This is a genomic window from Stenotrophomonas sp. T8 (assembly GCF_051853085.1).
Lineage (GTDB): Bacteria > Pseudomonadota > Gammaproteobacteria > Xanthomonadales > Xanthomonadaceae > Stenotrophomonas > Stenotrophomonas sepilia.
In genome coordinates, this window is record NZ_CP195329.1 from 1,766,928 (window position 1) to 1,789,786 (window position 22,859).

The window sequence follows — 22,859 nt, forward strand, 5'->3', positions numbered from 1 at the left end:
GAGAGGTCCGCAGGAGCGGGCGATGCCAAGCCGGTTCGGGACTGATCCCGGGCCGGGCATGGCCCGCGCCTTCGTGCATCGTGGCTTCCCGGTTGCCGCTACCGTCGGTTCGACCCGACGGTAGCGGCGCCTTCTTGCCGTGGATCAGCGCAGCAGGCTGAGCACGCCCTGCGGCACCTGGTTGGCCTGGGCCAGCATGGCCGTACCGGCCTGCTGCAGGATCTGGGTGCGGGTCAGCTCTGCGGTTTCCTTGGCGAAGTCGGTGTCCTTGATGCGGCTGCGCGATGCCGACAGGTTTTCCGACGAGGTCTGCAGGTTGGCCACCACCGAGGTGAAGCGGTTCTGGATCGCACCGAGGTCGGCGCGGGTGCTGTTGATCGCACCCAGGGCCTTGTCGACCACTTCCAGGGCCTGCTGGGCACCGAGTACGGTGCTCACGTCCAGCTTCTGCACGTTCGCCGAGGTGTCGGTGCCAGCAGTGTAGGCGCCGGCAGCCGCTGCGGTGCCCCAGGTCTTGGCGGTGGCGTCGTAGTCGCTGCGCATCAGGGCGATATCGGCAGCGGCAACGGCCTTGCCTTCCTTCACCGAGCTCAGCTTCAGGGAGCCGTCGGCATTGGCTTCGGCGTAGATGCCGGCCTCGCCGATCTTGGCGTTGATGGCGGTGGCGACGGCCTTGGAGGCATCCGCCGTGGTGGCGCCGGCCTTGACTTCAACCGTGCCGATGTCCACGCCCATCACGGTGCCGGAGAAGCGTGCGCCGTCGGTGCTGGCGGCCAGGGCGGCGGTCGCGCCGGTGGCGAAGGTCGAGGTGCCCAGCGAGCCGGCCTTGGCATCGATGGTCTTGTCGATGGCGATGGCCTGGCCGGCATTAGCGCCGACCTGGAACAGCTGGCTGGAGAAGGTGCCGTCCAGCAGCTTGGTGCCGTTGAAGTCCGACTGCTTGGCGACGCGGTCGATTTCCGAGACCAACTGGGTCACTTCGGCCTGCAGCGCCTTGCGGTCGCTGGCCGAGTTGGTGGCGTTGGAGGCCTGCACCGACAGCTCGCGGACGCGCTGCAGATTGTTGCCGATTTCGGTCAGCGAACCTTCGGCGACCTGGGCCAGCGAAATACCGTCGTTGGCGTTGCGGATGGCGACGTCGGTACCGCGGATCTGCGTGCCGAAGCGCTCGGAGATCGCCAGGCCGGCGGCGTCGTCCTTGGCGCTGTTGATGCGCGAACCGGAGGACAGGCGCTGGATGGTGGTGGCCAGCGAGCTGCCGCTGGTGCTCAGGTTGCGCTGAGCATTCAGGGACATGGTGTTGGTGTTGATGACTTGTGCCATGGTGCATTTCCTTTGGCGAAGGTGGAACGTGTTTCAGGATCCGGGCGCGGCGTCATGCAGCGCCCGGAGGTCGATCAGTAAGCGGATCAGCGCAGCAGGCTGAGCACGCCCTGCGGCACCTGGTTGGCCTGGGCCAGCATGGCCGTACCGGCCTGCTGCAGGATCTGGGTGCGGGTCAGTTCTGCGGTTTCCTTGGCGAAGTCGGTGTCCTTGATGCGGCTACGCGAAGCCGACAGGTTCTCCGACGAGGTCTGCAGGTTGGCCACCACCGAGGTGAAGCGGTTCTGCACGGCGCCCAGGTCGGCACGAGTGCTGTTGATCGCACCCAGGGCCTTGTCGACGATTTCCATCGCCTGCTGGGCGCCCTTCACGGTGCTGACGTCCAGGTTGCTGGCGTACTTCGCGGCCGGCGCTGCAGCAGCAGTGGTGGCGGTGAAGGTCGGGGCGGTGGCGCCGGTCCAGGTGCCCACCGAAGCGGTGATGGCCTTGAACGAGCCATCGGCGTTGACGCTGTCCTTGACCGAGGTCAGGGTGACGCCGGCGGTACCGTTCACTTCGGCGTAGACACCGGTCTCACCGATCTTGGCGTTGATGGCAGTCACCAGCGCCTCGCGGGAGGCCTTGCCGGTAGCAGCGGCGTCGGCACCCTGCTTGACATCGACGTCGGCGATGGTCACGCCATTGATCTGCAGGCCAGTGACCTTGAGGTCGGCGTTGGTGCCCGGGTCGGCCAGGGCCAGCGAGTTGGTGTCGAACTTGGCGCCGCCCAGGGCGTTGGCCTTGGCATCGATGGTCTTGTCGATGGCGATGGCCTGGCCGGCGTTGGCACCGACCTGGAACAGCTGGCTGGAGAACGAACCGTCCAGGAGCTTGGTGCCGTTGAAGTCCGACTGCTTGGCGACGCGGTCGATTTCCGAGACCAGCTGGGTCACTTCGGCCTGCAGCGCCTTGCGGTCGCTGGCCGAGTTGGTGGCGTTGGCGGCCTGCACCGACAGCTCGCGGACGCGCTGCAGGTTGTTGCCGATTTCGGTCAGCGAACCTTCGGCAACCTGGGCCAGCGAGATGCCGTCGTTGGCATTGCGGATGGCGACGTCGGTACCGCGGATCTGCGTTCCGAAGCGCTCGGAGATCGCCAGGCCGGCGGCGTCGTCCTTGGCGCTGTTGATGCGCGAACCGGAGGACAGGCGCTGGATGGTGGTAGCCAGCGAGCTGCCGCTGGTGCTCAGGTTACGCTGAGCATTCAACGACATCGTATTGGTGTTGATGACTTGTGCCATGAGGAGAGGTCCTTGAGCGGTTGCACGTGAGTTGGGTCAGACGCCCCCGACGTGCCCCGGGGGCGGCTCATGTCAGCGCTGCAACAGGCTGAGCACGTTCTGCGGTACCTGGTTGGCCTGGGCCAGCATGGCCGTACCGGCCTGCTGCAGGATCTGGGTGCGGGTCAGTTCGGCGGTTTCCTTGGCGAAGTCGGTATCGCGGATGCGGCTGCGCGATGCGGACAGGTTCTCCGAGGAGGTCTGCAGGTTGGCGACCACCGAGGTGAAGCGGTTCTGGATCGCGCCGAGGTCGGCGCGGACGCTGTTGACCGATTCCAGGGCCTTGTCGACGATCGACATCGCCTTCTGTGCGCCTTCGGCGGTGGTGACGTTCAGGTCCTTGACGAAGCTGGCCGCTGCACCGGTCAGGGTGCCGCCGTTGGTGCTGGTCTCGGTCAGGCCCAGGCCGGCGATGGTCGCCGCGGTGACGCCGGCCGGCGGGGTTGCTGCGCTGACGCCCAGGGCGAAGGTCTGGCCATCCTTGACCGAAGCCAGGCTGATGACGCCGGCATTGACCGAGGCCACCACGCCGGTTTCACCCAGCTTGTTGTTGATCGCCGCAGCGGTGGCCGAGGTGATCGACTCGCCGGCCTTCACGGTGAAGTCGCTGATGGTGACCGTGGTGGCGGTGCCGCCCGGCGGGGTGACCGAGACCTGCAGGCCGGAGTAGGTGGTGTCGGCCGTGGCCTTGTCCACCGCCAGCGCAGTGCCGGTGTAGCCGTTGGCGAAGGTGGCAGCCCCCAGCGAATCGGCCTTGGCGTTGACCACGCTGTTGATGGCGATGGCCTGGCCGGCGTTGGCGCCCACCTGGAACAGCTGGCTGGTGAAGCTGCCGTCCAGCAGCTTGGTGCCGTTGAAGTCGGCCTGCTTGGCCACACGATCGATTTCCGAAACCAGCTGGGTCACTTCAGCCTGCAGGGCCTTGCGGTCGCTGGCCGAGTTGGTGGCGTTGGAGGCCTGCACGCCCAGTTCACGGATGCGCTGCAGGTTGTTGCCGACTTCGTTCAGCGAACCCTCGGCGACCTGGGCCAGCGAGATACCGTCGTTGGCGTTGCGGATGGCCACGTCCAGGCCACGGATCTGGGTGGTGAAGCGCTCGCTGATGGCCAGGCCGGCCGCGTCGTCCTTCGCGCTGTTGATGCGCAGGCCGGACGAGAGGCGCTGGATGGTGGTGGCGAGCGAGCTGCCGCTGGTGCTCAGGTTGCGCTGAGCGTTGAGCGACATCGTATTGGTGTTGATTACCTGTGCCATGGGGTCGTCTCCTCTTATATGGAACCCGTTGGTGAATGAAACGAAGCGCCGCCTGTTTTTTTGTGTGGCTGTGTGCTTCGCCGTTGCCAAATGAATAACGGCGCTTTGTCAACAACCTTTAGCCGTGAATTCCGCTGAAGCCAGAATTCGTTGCCTGAAGCTGTTTTCCCGGGGTTTTCAGCCCTGTTGCCAGGATGGATGCGAGCCCGGGAGGGGCGGTCGGGCAGGGCCTGACCAGCGCTGATGAAGGTATCGGCGGGGTGCGACCCGGCTTGATGGGCAATCACGGAGAATCGGCCGGAGATGGCCAGAGGGCCGCGTGGTGGCGGGCAGGCGCGCAAACGAAAAAGGCCGCGATGCAGGGCATCGCGGCCTTTCAGGGGTGACGCAGGAGAGGCGTCAGCGCAGCTTGTTGAACAGCGACATCGACTGCATCTGCGAGAAGATCGTCTGCGCCGCCTGCAGTGCGGTGCTCTGCAGCTGGTACTGGCTCAGTGCATCGGCGTAATCCAGGTCGCGCATCTGCGACAGCGTGGTCTTCAGGGTCACGCCATTGGCCTCGCGCATCTCCGCCGCGTTGTCCAGCGCCTTCAACTGCGCACCACCGGCAGCGCGCGAATCGATCATCCGCTCCGAGGCGCGCGCGACGTCGCGCAGTGCGCTCTGCAGCTGATTCTGCTGCGCAGTCATCTGCGCGGTGGTACCGGTGTCGGCACCCAGCGCGGCGACCAGGTTGTCCATGGTGGCGAAGATGTCGCGGCTGCTGGCGGCCTGTACGCTGAAGCTGTCGCCCGCTGCAGGTGCGCCGGTGATGCGCAGGCGCACACCGTTCACTTCCAGGTCGTCGCCAGCCTTGTAGGTGCCGGTGCCGGTCACGTTGCCCGCACCATCCACCACCTCGTACTGGGTGCCGGTGGTGAAGCGCACGCTGAAGCCCTGGCCGTTCCAGCTGTCGCTGCCGTCGCGGGTGATGTTGGTCAGCACGCCGTTGCCGGTGTTGCCGGCCGCGGCGCTGCCGTCAACGAAGCCGTCGCCGGTGGGGATGCGCATGAAGATCTCGCTGCCGGGCAGGGCGTCGCGCACATAGGTATCGGGGCCGACTTCAACCTGGCGCTGGGTCTGGTCGCCGCGATAGACGACCTTGCCGTTGATCTTGGCGAACGGCGGGTCACCGTCGTTGGTGCCACCGAACACGTAGCGGCCGGTACCATCGTCGGCGTTGGCCAGCGACAGCAGGCCATCGCGGATCTGGTTGACCTCGGTGATCAGCGTCTTCTTGTCCGCCGCGCTCAGTGCCGGATTGCTGGCCTGGATGGTCAGATCGTTGACGCGCGCCATCAGGTCGTTGACCTGCGCCAGGGTGTTTTCCTGCACGCCCAGGCGGTTCTGCACATTGCCGGCGTTGAGCTTCATGCGGTCCAGTGCGGCCAGGCTGCGGTCAAGGCCGACTGCAGTGCCGGCGGCAACCGGATCGTCCTTGGCGCTGACGATCTTGCTGCCAGTAGCAATCTGCTGCTCCAGGTGGCTGAGCTTGGCCTGCTTGGCCATCATCAGCGACACCGACTGGTTGAACATCATGCTGGTGGAGATGCGGCTGCTCATCGGCGGACGGCTCCCAGGATGGTCTGGAACATGCTGTCGGCGGTGGAGATCAGCTGTGAGGCGGCCTGGTAGGCCTGCTGCAGGCGCAGCATGTCGGCGGCCTCTTCGTCCAGGTTCACGCCGGAGACCTCATCGCGGGCTTCCTGTGCCTTGTCATTGATCACCAGCTGCGCATCGAGCGAGTACTCGGCCGAGCGGGCGGCGGCGCCGACCTGGGTGGTCAGGCCACCCAGTGCACCGTTCAGTGTCACCGTTCCGGCGTTGAAGGCCTTCGTGCTTTCCACCTTGGCCAACCTGGAGGCGTTGCTGTTGTCCGACGAACCGGCCGGGGTCGGGGTGATGTTGAAGGTATCGCCCACCTTCGGCGCACCGTCCAGTACGAAGCTCCAGCCGTTGGCACTGATGGTCTGGCCAGGTGTATAGGTCTGCGGCGGGCCACCGTCGATGGTGTAGGTGGTCGCCGAGGTGAACACGATCGCCGACGGATTGCGCAGGTTCGCGTTGGCCGAATCGGTGACGGTGACGCCGCTCAGCTTGCCGGTACCGGTGTTGGCGGTGGCGGCTGCGCCCTTGACTGCGGCGGCCGCGGCAATGCGCGACGGATCGGTGATGGCCATCTCCAGGCTGCCGGCCACGCCGGCGGTGGGCTGCAGCAGGAAGCGGTCATTGGCCGCCGGGGTGCCGCCGACGACCAGGTTCACGCCGTTGATCACCAGCGGATCGGCGGCGGTGCCGGTACCGGTCAGGGGAATGCTGGCGCCGGTGTCGGCGCGGCTGGCCTTCCAGGTGGTGCCATCGAACTGCAGCACCACGTTCTGCGCGTCCAGTTTGCCCAGGTCGCCATAGGTGGCGCTGAGGCTGGCGGTTCCGGTATTGCTGTTGTTGCCGGTCACGCGTGGGCTGCCGATGTTGAAGAAGTCCCCGCCCATCTGGCCATACAGATCCACACCCTGGTGGTGGACCTGGTTGAAGCTCTCGGCCAGGCCCACCGCCAGCTTGCCCAGTTCGGCCTGCGCAGGCGTCAGCACGGTGTCGCGGAATTCCAGCAGGCCCCCGATCTGGCCACCGACCGCTTTCGGGTCGAGACGGATGGTGTTGCCCTGGGTCTCCAGTGCCAACTGCAGGCGCTCGGGCTGGTAAGGATCGGCTACGGTGGTGACCTTGGTCGCCGTGGTACCCACCACCAGCGCGTTGCCGCCGGCAGTGTAGACATTCATGATGCCGCCGTCCTGGATCACCGCGGTGCCACCGGTGTAGCCGATCAGCTGGGTGATCAGCTGGTCGCGGCGGTCGAGCAGGTCCGGTGCAGCCGAGGCGATGTTGGTTCCGATGGCACCGTTGATCTGCGCGATCTCCTGCGCAAGGCGGTTGACCTCGGTCGCACCGGCCAGCAGGCCGTTGTTGACCTCGCTGTTGAGATTGTTCAGGTGCGTGTTGAGCTGCACGAAGCGGTTGGCCAGCGCCTTGCCACCGTCGAGCATGTTCTGGCGGTCGGCGGTGCCGGCCGCGTTGGACGACAGGCCACTGACCGAGTCGAAGAAGTTCGACCAGACGCCGGCCACGTTCGTGGCGGCATCGGAGAACAGGGCGTTGACCCGGTCGGCCATGCCCGAAAGCTGCTTCAGGCGCGCCAGCTCACCGCTGCTGTCGAGCAGGCGCGAGATCGCCAGCTGGTCGGCCGTGCGACGGATGTCAGTGATGCGGGTGCCGTTGCCGACCGTGCCGTAGCCATAGTTCTGTGGATCGGCGGTGGCGAAGTTGACCTTCTGCCGGCTGTAGCCGGGTGTATTGAGGTTGGCCACGTTGTGGCTGGTGGTCGCCAACGCTCGCTGGAAGGCGAGCAGGGCACCGGTACCGGTGGAAAGTACGCTGGACATGGTGTTCCTCAACGACGAGTGATACCCAGCGCCGCGGTCGCGGTGCTGGCGAAGGTCTGGCCAAGGCGCGAGCCGGCGTCGGCCACGGCGGCTACGGCGCGCTCGATGGTCGGGCCGCCGGCGATCGCAGCGATCTTGGCGGCGTAGCGCGGATCGGTGGCGTAACCGGCGCGCTGGAGGCCACGGGCGAAGCCCTGCACGTCGGTGCCGGCCTGCAGGGCCTGCTGGTAGCGCGGGCTTGTCTTCAGCAGGCGCACGTAGTCGGCAAAGCTCTCGGCAGCTGAACCGTAGGCGCGGAAGCTGGCGGTTTCGTTGCGGCGCACGCCATCGACATATTCATGGGTGCCGGCCGTGGCGCGCTGGCCGTTCCAGCCAGTGGCCTTGATGCCGAACAGGTTGTGCGAGGTGCTGCCATCGGCATGCTTGATGTGGCGCTTGCCCCAGCCGGTCTCCAGCGCTGCCTGGGCGACCAGGGCGCGGGCATCCACGCCCAGTTCCCTGGCCGCGCTCTGTGCGTGCTGCCAGATGCTGGCGACGAAGCCCTCCGGGGTATGCTCGCCGAGCTGGGCGACGGCGGTGCGCGCGGCCAGGGCATCGGCCGGGCTCATGGCCGTGCCGCGATTGCTGGCCGTCGCCGTCCACTGGTCGCTGTTGGCGGCCCAGTCCTCGCCCTGCAGGCTGCCGATGTACGGATCCTCGGTGCCCAACGAGCGGTGCAGGCCGCTGCTCTCACGGCCGGCGATCAGGTCCAGTGCCTGCTCCATCGGTGCCAGCGCGGCCTGCGCACCGTGCTGCGCGCCTGCGGCCATCTGCTGCAGCATGCGCACGGCCTGGCTGCCATCTTCCAGGGGCAGCGACGGTGCCGGCCTGGCCGGCGCGTTGAGCTGGTAAGCGCGGCTGGCCTTGGCCGGATCCACGCGGGTATCCAGTGCCGGACCTTCGGCGGCCTGGCCGGACAGCTGGCGGGTGATCATGCCGGACAGGCCCAGGCCCTTGCCGCGGGTCATCGCCTCGGCAATCTTCTGGTCGTACATGTCGCGGAACATCTTGTTCTCGCCGGGAAACAGCGAGTCGCCGAAGCTCGCATCGCGCATGCTCTTGACCAGCATCTGTGCGAACTGGCCTTCCAGCTGGCGTGCGACCTTGTCGATCTTCGCCGGATCGTTCTGCTGCGCCGGGTGCAGGTCGAATGCGGGATTGATGCGCATGTCAGATCACCTCGAGCTCGGCACTCAGTGCGCCGGCCTGCTTCAGGGCTTCCAGGATCGCGATCAGGTCGCCCGGTGCCGCACCCACGGCGTTCACCGCATGCACGATCTCGTCCAGGGTGGTGCCGCCGCTGAACTTGAACATGCGGCTGCCGTCGTTGGTGGCAGTGATGGTGGATTGCGGGCTGGCCACGGTACGGCCGCCCGACAGCGCATTGGGCTGGCTGACGTTGGTGTTCTCCTGGATCGTCACCGTCAGCGAACCATGCGAAATCGCCGCAGGGCCGACCCGCACCTGCTGGCCGATGACCACGGTGCCGGTGCGCGAATTGACCACCACCTTGGCCGGGGCGCTGCCGGGGGTCAGTTCAAGGTTCTCGATGCGCGCCAGCAGGCCGATGCGTGCGCCCGGATCGGTCGGTGCGGTGACGGCGACGGTCACGCCATCGATCGCGCGTGCCGCACCTTCGCCGAACGCGTTGTTGAGCGCGGCGACCATGCGCGAGACCGTGGTGAAATCATTGTTGTGCAGGTTCAGGGTGATGTCGCCGCCGTTGGCCAGCGGATCGGGCAGGGCACGCTCCACGGTGGCGCCGTTGGGAATACGGCCGACGCTGGGCACGTTCACCGAGACACGGGAACCGTCCTTGCCCTGCGCGCCAAAGCCACCCACGATCAGATTGCCCTGGGCGATGGCATAGATCTGGCCATCGGCGCCGCGCAGCGGGGCCATCAGCAGCGAACCGCCGCGCAGCGACACCGCGTTGCCGATCGAAGACACCGTGATGTCGATCGGCTGGCCGGGCTTGGCGAACGGCGGCAGCTCGGCATGGATCGCCACGGCGGCCACGTTCTTCAGCTGCGGGTTGACGTTCGGCGGCACGTTCACGCCCAGCTCGCCGAGCAGGTTTTTCAGGCTCTGCACGGTAAAGGGCGCCTGGCTGGTACGGTCGCCGCTGCCATCCAGGCCGACCACCAGGCCATAGCCCACCAGCGCATTGCCGCGCACGCCGCCGACCTGGGCGAGGTCCTTGATGCGCTCGGCGCTGGCCGGGGCGGCCACCGCGAAGACCATGAACACGCCACAGTAGAGCGACGCCATGCGTCGCTGCCAGGAAGAAGAGGAGAAGAGTTTCATGGCCATACTCAGAACGGCGTCAGGCCGGAATTGAAGAAGCGGCTCAGCCAGCCCATCGCGTTGGACTGCGCGACCGGTCCGCGGCCGCCGTAGACGATGCGGGCCTCGGCCACGCGGCTGGAGGGAATGGTGTTGTCCTGGCTGATGTCGCCCGGGCGCACGATGCCCTGCACCTGCACCAGTTCATCGCCCTGGTTCAGCCGCAGGTTCTTCTGCCCCTGCACCACCAGGTTGCCGTTGGGCAGGCGCTGGATCACCGTGACCGTGACGCTGCCCTGCAGGCGGTTGCTCTGCGCGCTGTTGCCCTTGCCGGTGAAGTCACGCGCGCCCTTGGCGGTGGCACTGAGGATGTCCTTGCCGCCCAGGGTGACCGGCGCACCGAGGATGGACGGCGTGCCCAGGCTCAGGTTGGATTCCTTGTTGGTGGCCGTGTTGGCGCTGGTCTGCGCGGTGGTGTTTTCCAGCAGGGTGATCGTCAGCAGGTCGCCGACATCGCGCGCGCGGCGGTCCGAATACAGCTGCAGGGTCGGGCCAGCGGCGTAGATCGCACCGGCGGTGGGCGCGGCCTGCGGCGGCATGATCGGCTGGATCGGTGCCATCGCCGGATAGGGGCGCACGTCGCCCGCGATCACGCAGCCACCGAGCAGAGCGACCACGGTGCAGGCGAGGGCAGTACGGGCGAGGTTGGAAATGGGCGACATGGCGGTTTCCCGGTTGGGCCGGTCAGATCTTGTTGTTGAGATAGCCGAGCATCGAGTCGGTGGTGGAGATCGCCTTGGCATTCATTTCGTAGGCGCGCTGGGTTTCGATCATCGACACCAGCTCTTCCACCACATTGACGTTGCTGCCTTCCAGCGCACCCTGCACCACGGTGCCGAGACCGTTCAGGCCGGGATTGCCGTTCTGGGCCGGGCCCGAGGCCGTGGTCTCCAGGAACAGGTTCTCGCCGCGCGCCTGCAGGCCGGCCGGATTGACGAAGTCGGTCAGGGTCAGCGCACCGACTTCCACCGAGGCGGCGTTGTCGGCCATCTTCACGCTGATGGTGCCGTCGCTGCCGATGGTGACCGACTGCGCGCCCTCGGGAATCTGGATGCCCGGCTGCACCGGGTAGCCGCTGTTGGTAACCAGCTCGCTGTCCTGGTTGATCTTGAACGAGCCATCACGGGTGTAGGCCGAGCTGCCGTCGGGCATCTGCACTTCGAAGAAGCCGCGGCCGTTGACCATCACGTCCAGTGCGCGGCCGGTCTGCTGCTGGCCACCCTGCTCGAAGTTCTTGGCGGTGGCGACCACGCGCACGCCGGTACCCAGCTGCAGGCCGGTCGGCAGCTGCGTCTGCGCCGACGAAGAGCCGCCCGGCTGGCGCACCTGCTGGTACAGCAGGTCCTCGAAGCTGGCGCGGTCCTGCTTGAAGCCGGTGGTGTTGGTGTTGGCGAGATTGTTGGAAACCACCGACATGCGCATCTGCTGCGCATCCAGTCCGGTTTTCGCGATCCACAATGCCTGGTTCATCTTCGGAGTCCTGTCTGGGTGAAGCCGGCCGCGCAATGCGGCCCTTGGTAGCGGGTGTGCAAGCGGTGTGCCAGCGCCGTGCCCGGGCGGCGCCGGAAATCCGTCAGCTGCCCAGGCGGAGCAGGCTGTTGGCGCTGCGCGCGTTGTCGTCGCCGTGCTTGATCACCTGCACCTGCATTTCGTACTGGCGCTGCAGCTGGATCATCTGCACCAGCGCACCGGCAGCATCGACGTTGCTGCCTTCCAGTTGCCCGCTGTGCACGGCGGTGCCCTGTGCCGGTGCGAACGGCTGGCGCGGGTCGGTGTTGCGGAACAGGCCATCCAGGCCACGTTCGAGGCGCTCGTCCGGCGCCTGCACCACCTTGATCCGGCCGATCTGCGCCATCGTCTGCGGGCCTTCGCCCTGCGGGATGATCGAGATCGTGCCGTCGGCACCGATCTCCATCGCCTGGTAGGGCGGAATGGCGATCGGGTTGTTGTTGTCATCCAGCACGGTGCGGCCGCCAGAGGTCACCAGCTGGCCGTTCGGCGTCACCGACAGGGCTGCGCCGCGCGTATACGCTTCGCTGCCATCGCTCGCCTGCACCGCCAGCCAGGTGCCGCTCTGCAGTGCAAGGTCCAGCGGTTTGCCGGTGATGTGCTGCGCGCCGGGCCGGCGGTTGAAGCCGGCGTCGACGTGCAGCGCATCCACCCGCGAGGCAAAGCCCGGACCCTTGATCGGGAAGGCTTCGGTGTTGGCCAGCGCTTCCTTGAAGCCAGGAGTATCCGAGTTGGCGAGGTTGTGGCTGAGCGTTCCCTGCGCCTGCAGGGAGGCGCGGGCACCGGTCATCGCCACGTAAAGGGCTTTATCCATGCGGGGGGTTCCGTGACAGGGTCAGCAGCTCATCAACGGATGTTGATGACGGTCTGGGTGATCTGGTCCTGCGTGGTGATCATCTGCGCGTTGGCCTGGAAGTTGCGCTGCGCGGTGATCATGTTGACCAGCTGCTCGGTGAGATCGACGGTGGACGCTTCCAGCGAGCCGGCCTGGATCTTGCCGAGATTGGAGGTGTCCGGCATGCCGGTGCGCGGCGTGCCCGACTCGAAGGTCTCCACCCACAGGTTGTTGCCCTTCGATTCCAGTCCCTGGGTGTTGTTGAAGGTGGTCAGTGCGACCTGGCCCAGGGGCTTGTCGTCGCCGTTGGAGTAGCGCGCATAGACCACGCCCGACTCGGACACAGTGATCTCGTTGAGCTTGCCGGCGGCATAGCCGTCCTGCTGGGTGTTGCGCAGGGCGAACTTCTCGCCGTACTGGGTCGAACCGCTGATGTCCAGCGTCATGTTCAGCTGGCCAGCGCCCGTGGTCGGGGTGAAGGTGCCGAGGCCAACCTTGCCGTTGGCCGGGGCGGTCAGCTTGCCGCTGTTGTCGAAGGTGACCGCGGTCGGGGTGCCGGCGGGCTGGCCATCGACATAGTTGTGCACGGTCCATTCGTTGGGGTTGGCGCCCTTCACGAAGTACGAGACCTGGATATGGCTCACGCCCAGCGAGTCGTACACGGTGATGCCGCCGCTGGAGTGGTTGTAGCTGTTGGAGTCGGTCGGGTCGAACGTGGCCACGGTCGGCTGCTTGGCGTTGGCCGGCAGGGTGAAGCCCACCTTCACTTCGCTGGTCTGCTTCGGCGGGCTGTCGGTGGTCAACAGCTGCAGGTCGACCAGGCGGCCGGCGTCGAAGTTGGTGCCATCGGCATTCGGCGCGAACACCTGCAGGCGCGCGCCCTGCGGATTGACCACGTAGCCGGCCGAATCGGTCTGGAAGTTGCCGGCACGCGAGTACACACGCGAACCGTTCATGTTCATGGTGAAGAAGCCCTCACCGGAAATGGCCATGTCCAGGCTGCGCCCGGTCTGCTCGTTGTGGCCCTGGATGAACTGCTGGGCGACGTTGGAGACGCGCACGCCCGAGCCGGTCTGGTTCTTCGACAGGCCATAGCTGGTGGAGGCGAACAGATCGGCGAACTCGGCGCGCGACTGCTTGAAGCCGGTGGTGTTGACGTTGGCGACGTTGTTGGCGGTGACGCTCAGGTCGGTGTTGGCGGCATTGATGCCGGACAGCGAGACATTGAAGCCCATGGGATGCTCCTGGTTGATGCGGGATGTGCGGCTCAGCTGACGCGGAGCACGTAGTCGATCGGGGCCGTGCCCAGGCCCTTGAGGTTCAGGTACAGGCCGTCGGACCCGACGGTCACGCTTTCCACCGGCGCCTGCACATAGGTGGACAGCTTGGTGCTCTTGCCGGCGGTATCGACATGGTTGGCAACGATGGAGTACTTGCCCGGTTCCATGCGCTTGCCGTTGGCGTCCTTGCCGTCCCACTGGAAGGCGGTTTCGCCTGCCGCCTTGGCTTCCACGCTCAGCGAGGTGACCTTGGCGCCGGTGGCATCGGTGATATCCACGGTGATGATGCCGGCCGACGGCGCGGCCACCGTGCCCTCGACGCTGCCTTCCTTCTCCAGCACCAGCTTTTCCGATGGCACCAGCACCTGGTGGCCGACCAGCGCCGCGCCACGCAGCACCTGGTCGCTGGCCATCGATTCCTGGAAGCCCTTCACCGTCTTGTTCAGATCGGTGATGCCCTGCACGGTGGACATCTGCGCCATCTGCGCGACCATCTGCGTGTTGTCCATCGGCTTCAGCGGATCCTGGTGCTGCAGCTGCTCGGTCATCAGGCGCAGGAAGTCGGCCTGGTCGAGCGTGTTCTTCTTTTTCGTGGCGTTGCTGTTGGGGGCGTTCAGGCCCAGCGCGGTATAGACGTCCTGGCTGGTCTGGTTGTTGACGGCGGTGGTCATGGCGGTATCCGCTGCTGCGGGCCTCAGCGGCCCATGGTCAAGGTGGCCAGGGCCAGTTCCTTGGCAGTGGTCAACATCTCCACGCCGGCCTGGTAATTGCGCGAGGTCGAGATCAGGTTGACCATCTGCGCCACCGGATCGACGTCGGGCTGGTAGATGTAGCCATCGGCGTCTGCCAGCGGGTGGCCCGGCTCGTAGCGCTTGATCGGCGCCGCTTCGCTCTGGGTGATCTCCTTCACCTTCACCGAGGTGATGTTGGGATCGTTCTTGCTGGTGACGGCCTGGAAGACCGGCTCCAGCGGCTTGTACACGGCGTCGGCAGACCCGGCCACGGTGTCGGCGTTGGAGAGATTGGAGGCGATGGTGCTCATGCGCACCGACTGCGCCTGCAGCGCGGAGCCGGCGATATCGAAGATCGGCAGGTTGCTCATGGCTTATTGCCCCGTGATCGCGGTCAGCATGGAACGCACCTTGCTCTCGACAAAGCTGAGCGAGGCGCGGTACTCGAGCGCGGCTCGGCCATAGGCGGCACGCTCGGCATCGGGATCGACGGTGTTGCCGTCCAGGCTGGGCTGCACGCCCTCGCGCGCGATCTGGAACGGGTTCAGGCCACTACTGATTTCGTAGTGCTGCTCATGGGTGGTGGCCATCAGGCCGTTGGCATCCTGCCCCTGGGCATGGCGCAGGGCGGCATCGAAGTCCAGGTCCTGGGCCTTGTAGCCGGGGGTGTCGGCATTGCCGAGGTTGCTGGCGATCAGCTTCATCCGCTGTTCGCGCAACGGCATGGCCTGGGCGTGGACGCCCAGATAGTCGGTAATCAGGTTGCGCACGGTGCACTCCCACGGGAACGTTGCCCGGGAAGCTGCAAGGGGTGTGCCAAATTCGAGAGGGTAGTGCCGGCCGCTGGCCGGCTCCCCGATGGATCTGCGGTTGCCGGCCAGCGGCCGGCACTACCGGATCAGTGGCCGTCAGGCCGCCATCGCCACCTTGCGCAGGCGGTCCAGCACGAAGTCAGCCAGCTCGTGCGGCGAGTACTTGGCGACGAACGCGTTGGCGCCGACACGCTCGACCATGGCGTTGTTGAAGACGCCCGACAGCGAGGTGTGCAGCAGCACGTAGAGGCCGGCAAGGCCGGGGTGGCGCCGGATTTCCGTCGTCAACGTGTACCCATCCATGGCCGGCATCTCGATGTCGGAGATGACCATGGCATAGCGTTCGGCCGGGTTTTCGCCCGAGGCGTGGATCTGCAACAGATGGTCGAGAGCCTGCTTGCCATCGGAAAGCAGGGTGGCACCCACGCCCAGCTGATCCAGCACGCTGCGGATCTGCTGGCGGGCCACGCGCGAGTCGTCCACCACCAGCACCTGCAGCTGGGGGCCATCGGCGGGCATCGCCATCGCCGGATCGAGTACGGCGTCACCGCGCACCTGGGCGATATCGGCCAGCACGCTTTCAACGTCGATCACCTGGATCAGCTCACCCTGGAAGCGGGTTACCGCGGTCAGGTAGCTCGACTCGGCGCCAAGCTCCGGCGGCGGGTGGATGTCTTCCACCGCGATGTTGACGATGCGTTCGACGCCGCTGACCAGGAACCCCTGGATCGAGCGGTTGAATTCGGTGACGACCAGGTAACCCGGCGAGGTATCGGCATCGGGCTCACGTTCGGGGTGGCCGATCGCCAGGCCCAGGTCCAGCACCGGCACCGAGCGGCCGCGCACGTCGGCCACACCGGCGAACTGGCTGGGCAGGCCGGGTACCTGGAACAGCTCCGGGCGCCGCAGGACTTCCTGCACCTTGAAGACATTGACGCCAAAAAGCTGACGTCCGCCGAGACGGAACAGCAGCAGCGCCAGGCGGTTGTGGCCGGCCAGTCGGGTCCGCTGGTCGATCCGGTTGAGCAGGTCATGGGACATGGCTGCTGTATCGGCGCGTTGGGCGCCAAACTTGAGGGTGCTCTGCCACCTGCGCGCTGCACACCGCAATTGTGGTGGCGCGCCATGTTCGACCGAGGCAGCTCTGCCCCTCTGGCACACGCCTTGCACGCACCTGGGCCAGCTCTTGCCGATTGAAGGAGGCGCCATGCGCCGGGTCACATCTCTATTCGCCATCGCGCTGGCACTGGCCTCGCCGTGGGCGGCTGCCGCCGACTGGCAGCCGGTGGCGAGCATCCGCGCGGCGGCCTTGTCGACGCTGCCGGCGGGCAGCGAGGGCGAGGCCCAGGTGGCCGATGCCCTGCGCCTGCCGAAATGTGGCAGCGCGTTGCAGGTGCAACCCACCGCCAACACCACGGTGGAGGTCAGCTGTCCGGATGCGGGCGGCTGGCGCCTGTTCGTGCCGGTAAAGGTGCGGCGCAACCAGACCGTACTGGTGCTTAACCGCGGAATCGGCACTGGAGAAACCCTCACTGCCGCCGATATCACCACTGCCCAGCGTGACGCTGCCCGGATTGCCGGCGCGGTGCTGTCCGATCCCAATGCAGCGATCGGCCGCGTCGCCCGCCGTCCGCTGCAGGCCGGGGCCCTGCTGTCGAACAACGATCTGGTGGTGCAGCGTCTCATCAAGCGAGGAGACAATGTTTCCCTGGTGTCGCGTCGCGGTTCGGTCGAGGTCCGCATTGCCGGCCGTGCGATGGGTGATGCCGGTGAGAACGAACGGGTCTCGGTCGAGAACCTGTCCTCGCGGCGGATCGTGCAAGGCACAGTCGATGCCGCAGGTGACGTAATCGTGGCGCGTTGAATTACCGCAAAATATCCCTAAAGATCACGGCCCTGCGGCCGTTATCCCTTGTGAACGGCAACTCCAGGACACCCCATGAGCCAGAAAATCGACGGCAACCTGCAGGTCCCCCAGGCACTGCGCAGCGTGACGACCCCGGCCAACAAGCCCGGTGTCAGCACCGATGCGGCGGCGCGCCCGGTCGAGGCGGCCGACAGCCTGCGCCTGACCGGCGAGGCCACCAATCTGCAGGCCATCGAGCGCGAGCTGACCACCGCCCCGGCGATCGACGCCCAGCGCGTGGCCGCCGTGCGCGAGTCGCTGCAGAACGGCACCTACAAGATCAATCCGGACGCGATCGCATCGCGCATGCTCGATCTGGACCAGCAGCTGCACGGATGACTGCGGCGATGAGCGAGCCGCTGCAGCGTCTCGCCCAGGCCCTGGACGTTGAACGCCAGGCCCTGGTCGAGCACGACGTGCACGCCCTGATCCGGGCTACCGGCGCCAAGCTGGAAGCGTTGCGTGCGCTGGAAGGCGCGCCGCCGGTGGGCGAGGGCGAACAGCTGCAGGAACTGGCCGAGCGCAACCGGGCCAACGGCGTACTGCTGTCGCGCCGCCGCCGCGAGGTGAACTGGGCGCTGCGCCAGCTCGGCCGCACCGAAGACGCCTCGGCCTACGATGCCAAGGGCCAGTCGCACACGGTCAGCATCGGCCGGCCCCTCGCCGTCGCCTGAGGCGACGGCGGTCGCATATCCCCTCCCGGCGGGCTGAAGCCCGCTGCATGACCGCGTATATTGGGCGCCTGTTCGAACGTCCCGAGTCGCCGTGTCCGCTGCCAACGCCCTGGTTACCGCCCCCCTTCCGCCGCAGCCGGTGCTGCAGGCCCTGCTTGAGCGCCTGCGCGAAGGCCTGCTGCTGTTCACCGATGACGGGCGGGTGGCCCTGGCCAATCCGGCCGCACAGAACCTGCTGGCCAGTGGCGAGGACGGCGGGTTACCGCCGCCGCAGCGCCTGCGCGAACTGCTGGCGCCCGATGCGCTGGAACAGGCTCGCCAGCATGGTCACTGGAATGGCAGCCTGCCGCTTGGCGAGGGCGTGGTCATCGCCCATCTGTACCACCATGGTCCGGTCGGCCAGGGGCATTTCCTCGCCCTGTTCCGCCACATCGAAGGGCAGGAAGACTACGAACGCGAGCTGCAGCAGCGCCATGCCGAACTGCGCCAGGCCTACCTGCGCCTCAATGGCACCCAGGAAAAGCTGCTGCAGTCGGAGAAGATGGCGTCGATCGGCCAGCTGGCCGCCGGCGTCGCGCACGAGATCAACAACCCGATCGGTTACGTGCACTCCAACCTGGGCAGCCTGCAGGAGTACCTGCGCAGCCTGTTCACCGTGATCGAAGCCTACGAGCGCGCCCTGCGCGCGCCGGACCCGAAAGCGCTGATCCCGGAAATCGATGATATCCGTGACCGCCTGGATATCGATTTCATCAGCCGCGACCTGCCGCAGCTGATGGCGGAATCGCGCGAAGGCATCGAGCGGGTCACCCGCATCGTGCGCGACCTGAAGGATTTCTCGTATTCCGGCCGCGACGAGTCGTGGAAGCTGGTCGACCTGCACGCGGGCCTGGAATCGACCATCAATATCATCTGGAACGAACTCAAGTACAAGGTCACCCTGGTGCGCGAGTTCGGCCAGTTGCCCTTGGTGGAGTGCCTGCCATCGGAGTTGAACCAGGTCTACATGAACCTGCTGCTCAACGCCGGCCATGCCATCGCCGAGCGCGGCACGATCACGGTGCGTACCGGCGTTGATGGCGATCACGTTTGGGTTGAGTTCGAAGATACCGGCGGTGGCATCTCGCCGGAACTGCGCCAGCGCATCTTCGATCCTTTCTTCACCACCAAGCCGGTGGGCAGTGGCACCGGCCTGGGCCTGTCGATCTCCTACAGCATCATCAACAAGCACCACGGCCGCATCGACCTGGACAGCACGCCCGGCGTGGGCTCGCGCTTCCGCGTGGTGCTGCCGGTCAAGCAGCCGCGCTGACCGCTTCTGGTAGTGCCGGTCGCTGGCCGGCAATCTCATTGAACCCGATATCCAGAGCAGCCGGCCAGCGGCCGGCTCTACCAGAGGGGATGGTTACCGCAATGGGCGATCCTCGCCGCCATCTCCGCTCTCCACCGGCGCCGGGCCGGCATTGCTGCGGCGCTGCTCCTCGTACGTGCGGAACGCCTGGTGGATGTGCTTGCGCAGTTCGTCGTCGTTCCACGGCTTGGTCAGGAAGCGATAGATCGCGCCGCGGTTGATTGCATCCGTCACCGTGTTCAGATCGGTATAGCCCGACAGCACCAGGCGGATCGTATCCGGGTACAGCATCTTCACCCGGCCCAGGAACTCGGTGCCGCTCATGTCGCTCATGCGCTGGTCGGACAGGATCACCTGCACGTCGTTGATCGCCAGCAGGTCGAACGCATCGCGCACGTTGCCGGCGGCCAGGATGCGGTAGCCGTCGCGGCGGAACAGGCGCACCAGCGAGCGCAGCACGTTCTCCTCGTCATCCAGCAGCAGCAGCGTCCGATCCGGGCGCGTCTCGGCGAAGGCTTCCGGACGCAGGTAGCGGCGGCGCAGGGTCATGCCGGCGGCATCGGCCGACATCGGTTCGCCGAACAGGTAGCCCTGGAACACGTCGCAGTCGTTGCGGCGCAGGAAGCCCAGCTGGGCCTGTGATTCCACGCCGTTGGCAATCACGGTCATGCCCAGCTGGTGGCCCATGGCGATGATCGCGCGGGCGATGGCCGCTTCACGATTGCCAGCCGGTGCGCTCTTGATGAAGCTGCGGTCGATCTTCAGCTTGTCCACCGGGTAGCGCACCAGCGCGCTGAGGCTGGAGTCGCCGGTACCGAAGTTGTCCAGGCTCAGGCTGATGCCTCCGTTGCGCAGGTTGGCCAGCGTTTCGTGGACGAAATTGACGTTGTTGGTCAACGCACTCTCGTTGATCTCCAGCGTCAGCATGTGCGCCGGTACGCCCGCCGCCTGCAGCAGTGACATCACTTCGGCGAAGAAGTTCGGCCGCAGCAGCTGCAGGGTGGACACGTTTACTGCGATGGTGAAGTCATCAAAGCCCTGGTCGCGCCACAGCCGCGCCTGCTTCAAGGCGCCTTCCAGCACCCAGGTGCCGATCTGCACGATGATGCCCAGGCGTTCGGCGGTGCGCATGAAGCGCTCCGGCACCAGCATGCCCAGGGTCGGCGACTGCCAACGCAGCAGCGCTTCCATGCCCACCACGTGGCCGTCGCGCGCGCTTACCAGCGGCTGGTAGCGCAGCTTCAGCTCGCCATTGGGAATGGCATCGACGATCTGGCGCGCGATGATGCTCTCGCTGTGCGCACTCGGCGGGGTGTCCACCGCATGGATGCGCACGGCATTGCCGCCTTCGCGGGCGGCCTGGTACAGCGCATCCTCGGCATGGTCGAGCAGGCGCGAGGTGCTGCTGGCATGTTCCGGGCACAGGCTCACGCCCAGCTTGCCGGTCATGAACAACGTGTACGGCAGCACCGACAGTGGCAGCTCCATCTGCTGGCGGATCTCCTCGGCGAAATCCTCCGGCAACGGCAGATCGGCGGTTCGCGGCACCGCGATCAGGAACTCGTCGCTGCCATGCCGCCACAGCTTGCCGCGCCCGCGCAGGTAAGACTGCAGGCGCTGTGCCACCAGCACCAGCGCCTGATCGCCCACTTCGGCACTCATGTTCTCGTTGACCGATGCGAAGTGGTCGATGTCCACGTGCATCAGCATCAGCGCGATACCGCCGGAGGCCGCCTCGGCAACCATCGCCTGCAGCTCGGGGTTGCCGGCGCCAAGGCGGTCGGGGGCATCATCGATGCTGACCGGGGGCAGGTTGGGATTCCACATAGGCTCAGTATTCCGGTGAATCGACGGCAGCCCTGCTGGCCGCCTGGTAGGGGAGGTGGACATCGACCAAGGTGCCTTCGCCATGCGCGGATTCAATCCGCACGTGGCCACCGACGCTCTGTGCGCGCTCGCGCATCACGATCAGGCCCAGGCCGCGCGGGCCGTCCGGATCGAAGCCTTCGCCGTCATCGCGGATCTGCAGATGCAGGCCGCGCTGGCCGACATCGCGCAGCTGCAGCAGGACCTGGCTGGCGCGCGCATGGCGCAGCGCATTGGTCAGGCTTTCCTGTGCGATGCGGAAGCAGGCCTGTTCGATGCTGTTGTCGGGGCGATGCGGCAACGGCTCGATCTCGGCCCGCAGCTCCACCGGCGAGGAGCGGAACAGAACCCGCGCCTGCCAGCTGAGCGCTGCCTCCAGGCCCAGTGCATCCAGCTGCGGGGGGCGCAGCAGGGTGGAGATGTCGCGCAGTTTGGCCACGGTGGTGTCGGCCAGGCTGACGATCTGCGCCAGATCCTGCCCACGCCGCTGCGGATCGTCCTCTTCCAGCGCCGCGTGCGCCGACAGCTTGATCGCGGTGATGGCCTGGCCGATGTCATCGTGCAGGTCGCGCGAAATCGCACGACGCTCGTCTTCCTGCAGCGAGAACAGCCGCCCGGCCATCGCCTGCAGTTCGCGGTTGCTGGTTTCCAGCGCGCTGCGGATGCGTTCGGAATCACTGAGATCGCGCACGATCAGCAGCTTGCAGTCGCGGCCACCGTAGCGCACGTCGCCCACCGCCAGGCCGGCATGGAAGCTGCGGCCGTCGCCGCGCTGCATGGCCACCACGCTACTGTGGCCCGGTCCCAGATGTGGCTGGCCGGCACGCAGCTGGCTGCGCACCCGCGGCAGGTCTGCGGCAGCGACCAGTGCCGACAAGGGCTCGCCCAGCAGGGTATGGCTGCCGTAGCCGAACAGGCCGGCGGCCCAGGCGTTGGCGTACAGCACATGCTCGTCGGAGAGGATCACCACGCCGTCGGGCAGTACCCGCACCAGCTCGCGGAACTGCTCCTCGCGCTCGCGCAGCAGGCGCCGCGACTGCTCGCGTTCGGTCACGTCCTGCAGCGTGCCCAGCACGCGGTTGCGGCCAGCTTCATCAAGACCACTGGCGGCGCGCAGGTGCACCATCAGCGCGCGCCCGTCCATCGACAGCAGCGGTAGCAGCACGTCCACCTGTACCGGCTCGCCGGAGCACAGCTCGGCCAGCAGCTGCTCGGTCTGGGTGGCGGTGGCCGGGTCGGCCGGCACCAGCAGTTCGTCGAAGCGGTGCCAGCGGCGGGCTTCGGGCGGGCGGCGGCCGAGCAGGCGATAGACCTGGTTGGAATAGCGGCCCAGCCCGGTGGACGGGTCCAGCTCCCAGGCGCCGATGCGGGCCAGTTCGTGGGCTTCTTCCACCCGTGCCAGCGCCTGGTCGCGACGCAGCTGGGCCAGGTCCTCGGCAGTGCGGTCGATGGCGATCAGCAGGCGCGCATTGTGACCGTCGTAACTGATCGCGTTGGAGCGCAGTTCCATCTGCCGCAGCGCGCCATCGCGCAGCTGCAGCTGCGCGCGCAGGATGCACAGCTCGTCGGGCGCCTCGCGGATCGCCTCCAGCTTGGCCTGCAGCGCCTGGCCCTGGCCGGGTGGCCACAAGGCGTCGATGGTCTGTTCCAGCAGCTCATCGCGCTCCCAGCCGAAAGCGGTGCAGGCGGCTGGGTTGGCGTCGAGGATCGCCAATGTGTCCAGGTCATAGACGAGGATCGGGCCGGGGTTGCCCTCGAACATCTGCCGCAGGCGCAGCTCCGAGGCCTGCTGGCGGGCGTGGGTATGCAGCACGTGCTCGGCCAGCGGGCGCAGCAGCAGGTACAGCAGGCCCGCGCTGGCCAGGGCGAAGAACGAGCCCTTCAGGCCCTGCCACAGGGCCGCCTGCTGCGGATCGGGCACCAGCGCCTGCACCACGCTGTCGGTGGAGATCATCCAGGCCAGCGCCATCACCAGGTAGCTCAACACCACCCGCCGCCGGTCACGGCTCAGCGCCTGCGCCATCCGCGGGTCGGGAACTGGGGCGTTGCCGGTCGGTTCTGCGGGCATGGACGGGGCGGGTGAAAGGGGCGCCGGTCATCTTACCCCGCAGCGTGCCGTCACCACTCAATTATCCGCCGCA

General features: G+C 66.8%; 21 protein-coding genes. 4 read left to right on the forward strand and 17 right to left on the reverse strand.

All coding sequences use genetic code 11. The features are described 5' to 3' along the window. Positions 1-144: 144 nt before the first annotated feature. The 15 genes from ACSDHM_RS08340 to ACSDHM_RS08410 all read right to left on the reverse strand — a co-directional run bounded on the left by ACSDHM_RS08340 (position 145) and on the right by ACSDHM_RS08410 (position 15,962). Positions 145-1,323: a flagellin gene (locus ACSDHM_RS08340; RefSeq protein ID WP_072166967.1), complete on the reverse strand. Its 1,179-nt coding sequence runs from the start codon at positions 1,321-1,323 to the stop codon at positions 145-147. A gap of 86 nt (positions 1,324-1,409) precedes the next feature. After that, positions 1,410-2,600 (reverse strand): flagellin, encoded by a 1,191-nt coding sequence (locus tag ACSDHM_RS08345; RefSeq protein ID WP_072166968.1) that lies wholly within the window; start codon positions 2,598-2,600, stop codon positions 1,410-1,412. 72 nt (positions 2,601-2,672) lie between these two features. Next, entirely contained in the window at positions 2,673-3,890 is a 1,218-nt protein-coding gene (locus tag ACSDHM_RS08350; protein ID WP_005416451.1) for a flagellin, read from the reverse strand. Between the two features lie 399 nt (positions 3,891-4,289). After that, entirely contained in the window at positions 4,290-5,492 is a 1,203-nt protein-coding gene (gene flgL / locus ACSDHM_RS08355; RefSeq protein ID WP_053496687.1) for a flagellar hook-associated protein FlgL, read from the reverse strand. Beyond that, entirely contained in the window at positions 5,489-7,369 is a 1,881-nt protein-coding gene (gene flgK, locus ACSDHM_RS08360; RefSeq protein ID WP_053496686.1) for a flagellar hook-associated protein FlgK, read from the reverse strand. Before flgK ends, flgL begins: the two co-directional genes overlap by 4 nt. Before the next feature lie 8 nt (positions 7,370-7,377). Continuing rightward, positions 7,378-8,577 (reverse strand): flagellar assembly peptidoglycan hydrolase FlgJ, encoded by a 1,200-nt coding sequence (gene flgJ / locus ACSDHM_RS08365; protein WP_439426854.1) that lies wholly within the window; start codon positions 8,575-8,577, stop codon positions 7,378-7,380. 1 nt (position 8,578) lies between these two features. Next, positions 8,579-9,721: a flagellar basal body P-ring protein FlgI gene (locus tag ACSDHM_RS08370; protein ID WP_072166970.1), complete on the reverse strand. Its 1,143-nt coding sequence runs from the start codon at positions 9,719-9,721 to the stop codon at positions 8,579-8,581. A 2-nt stretch (positions 9,722-9,723) separates the two neighbouring features. Continuing rightward, on the reverse strand, positions 9,724-10,416 hold the full coding sequence (flgH, locus tag ACSDHM_RS08375; protein ID WP_005416456.1) for a flagellar basal body L-ring protein FlgH: 693 nt from the start codon (positions 10,414-10,416) through the stop codon (positions 9,724-9,726). Between the two features lie 22 nt (positions 10,417-10,438). Further along, positions 10,439-11,224 (reverse strand): flagellar basal-body rod protein FlgG, encoded by a 786-nt coding sequence (gene flgG, locus ACSDHM_RS08380; RefSeq protein ID WP_005416457.1) that lies wholly within the window; start codon positions 11,222-11,224, stop codon positions 10,439-10,441. Between the two features lie 103 nt (positions 11,225-11,327). Beyond that, entirely contained in the window at positions 11,328-12,077 is a 750-nt protein-coding gene (locus ACSDHM_RS08385) for a flagellar basal body rod protein FlgF (protein ID WP_049412405.1), read from the reverse strand. A 32-nt stretch (positions 12,078-12,109) separates the two neighbouring features. After that, positions 12,110-13,333 (reverse strand): flagellar hook protein FlgE, encoded by a 1,224-nt coding sequence (gene flgE / locus ACSDHM_RS08390; RefSeq protein WP_005416459.1) that lies wholly within the window; start codon positions 13,331-13,333, stop codon positions 12,110-12,112. A gap of 32 nt (positions 13,334-13,365) precedes the next feature. Continuing rightward, positions 13,366-14,049, reverse strand: a complete 684-nt coding sequence (locus ACSDHM_RS08395) for a flagellar hook assembly protein FlgD (protein ID WP_353080011.1) — start codon at positions 14,047-14,049, stop codon at positions 13,366-13,368. Positions 14,050-14,072: 23 nt separating this feature from the next. Next, positions 14,073-14,480, reverse strand: coding sequence for a flagellar basal body rod protein FlgC (flgC, locus tag ACSDHM_RS08400; RefSeq protein WP_072166972.1), 408 nt, complete (start codon positions 14,478-14,480; stop codon positions 14,073-14,075). 3 nt (positions 14,481-14,483) lie between these two features. Then, the gene (gene flgB, locus ACSDHM_RS08405; protein ID WP_005409576.1) at positions 14,484-14,879 is read right to left on the reverse strand and encodes a flagellar basal body rod protein FlgB; all 396 of its coding nucleotides are present in this window, start codon (positions 14,877-14,879) and stop codon (positions 14,484-14,486) included. A gap of 138 nt (positions 14,880-15,017) precedes the next feature. Then, positions 15,018-15,962, reverse strand: a complete 945-nt coding sequence (locus tag ACSDHM_RS08410; RefSeq protein ID WP_019659622.1) for a chemotaxis protein — start codon at positions 15,960-15,962, stop codon at positions 15,018-15,020. 166 nt (positions 15,963-16,128) lie between these two features. On the opposite strand from ACSDHM_RS08410, the gene flgA reads away from it, so the two are divergent. The 4 genes from flgA (at position 16,129) to ACSDHM_RS08430 (ending at position 18,813) form a co-directional block, all read left to right on the forward strand. Further along, complete coding sequence (gene flgA / locus ACSDHM_RS08415; RefSeq protein WP_069138596.1) at positions 16,129-16,785, forward strand: flagellar basal body P-ring formation chaperone FlgA; 657 nt, start codon at positions 16,129-16,131, stop codon at positions 16,783-16,785. Positions 16,786-16,860: 75 nt separating this feature from the next. Then, positions 16,861-17,166: a flagellar biosynthesis anti-sigma factor FlgM gene (flgM, locus tag ACSDHM_RS08420; protein ID WP_005409579.1), complete on the forward strand. Its 306-nt coding sequence runs from the start codon at positions 16,861-16,863 to the stop codon at positions 17,164-17,166. After that, entirely contained in the window at positions 17,163-17,501 is a 339-nt protein-coding gene (locus ACSDHM_RS08425) for a FlgN family protein (protein WP_014037132.1), read from the forward strand. Before flgM ends, ACSDHM_RS08425 begins: the two co-directional genes overlap by 4 nt. Before the next feature lie 91 nt (positions 17,502-17,592). After that, the gene (locus tag ACSDHM_RS08430) at positions 17,593-18,813 is read left to right on the forward strand and encodes an ATP-binding protein (RefSeq protein ID WP_439426855.1); all 1,221 of its coding nucleotides are present in this window, start codon (positions 17,593-17,595) and stop codon (positions 18,811-18,813) included. A 93-nt stretch (positions 18,814-18,906) separates the two neighbouring features. Here the strand turns inward: ACSDHM_RS08430 and ACSDHM_RS08435 are convergent, their stop codons facing one another. Together ACSDHM_RS08435 and ACSDHM_RS08440 are read right to left on the reverse strand one after the other, a co-directional pair. Beyond that, entirely contained in the window at positions 18,907-20,679 is a 1,773-nt protein-coding gene (locus ACSDHM_RS08435) for an EAL domain-containing protein (RefSeq protein ID WP_439426856.1), read from the reverse strand. A 4-nt stretch (positions 20,680-20,683) separates the two neighbouring features. Next, positions 20,684-22,786, reverse strand: a complete 2,103-nt coding sequence (locus tag ACSDHM_RS08440) for a sensor histidine kinase (RefSeq protein ID WP_072166974.1) — start codon at positions 22,784-22,786, stop codon at positions 20,684-20,686. Positions 22,787-22,859 lie beyond the last annotated feature (73 nt).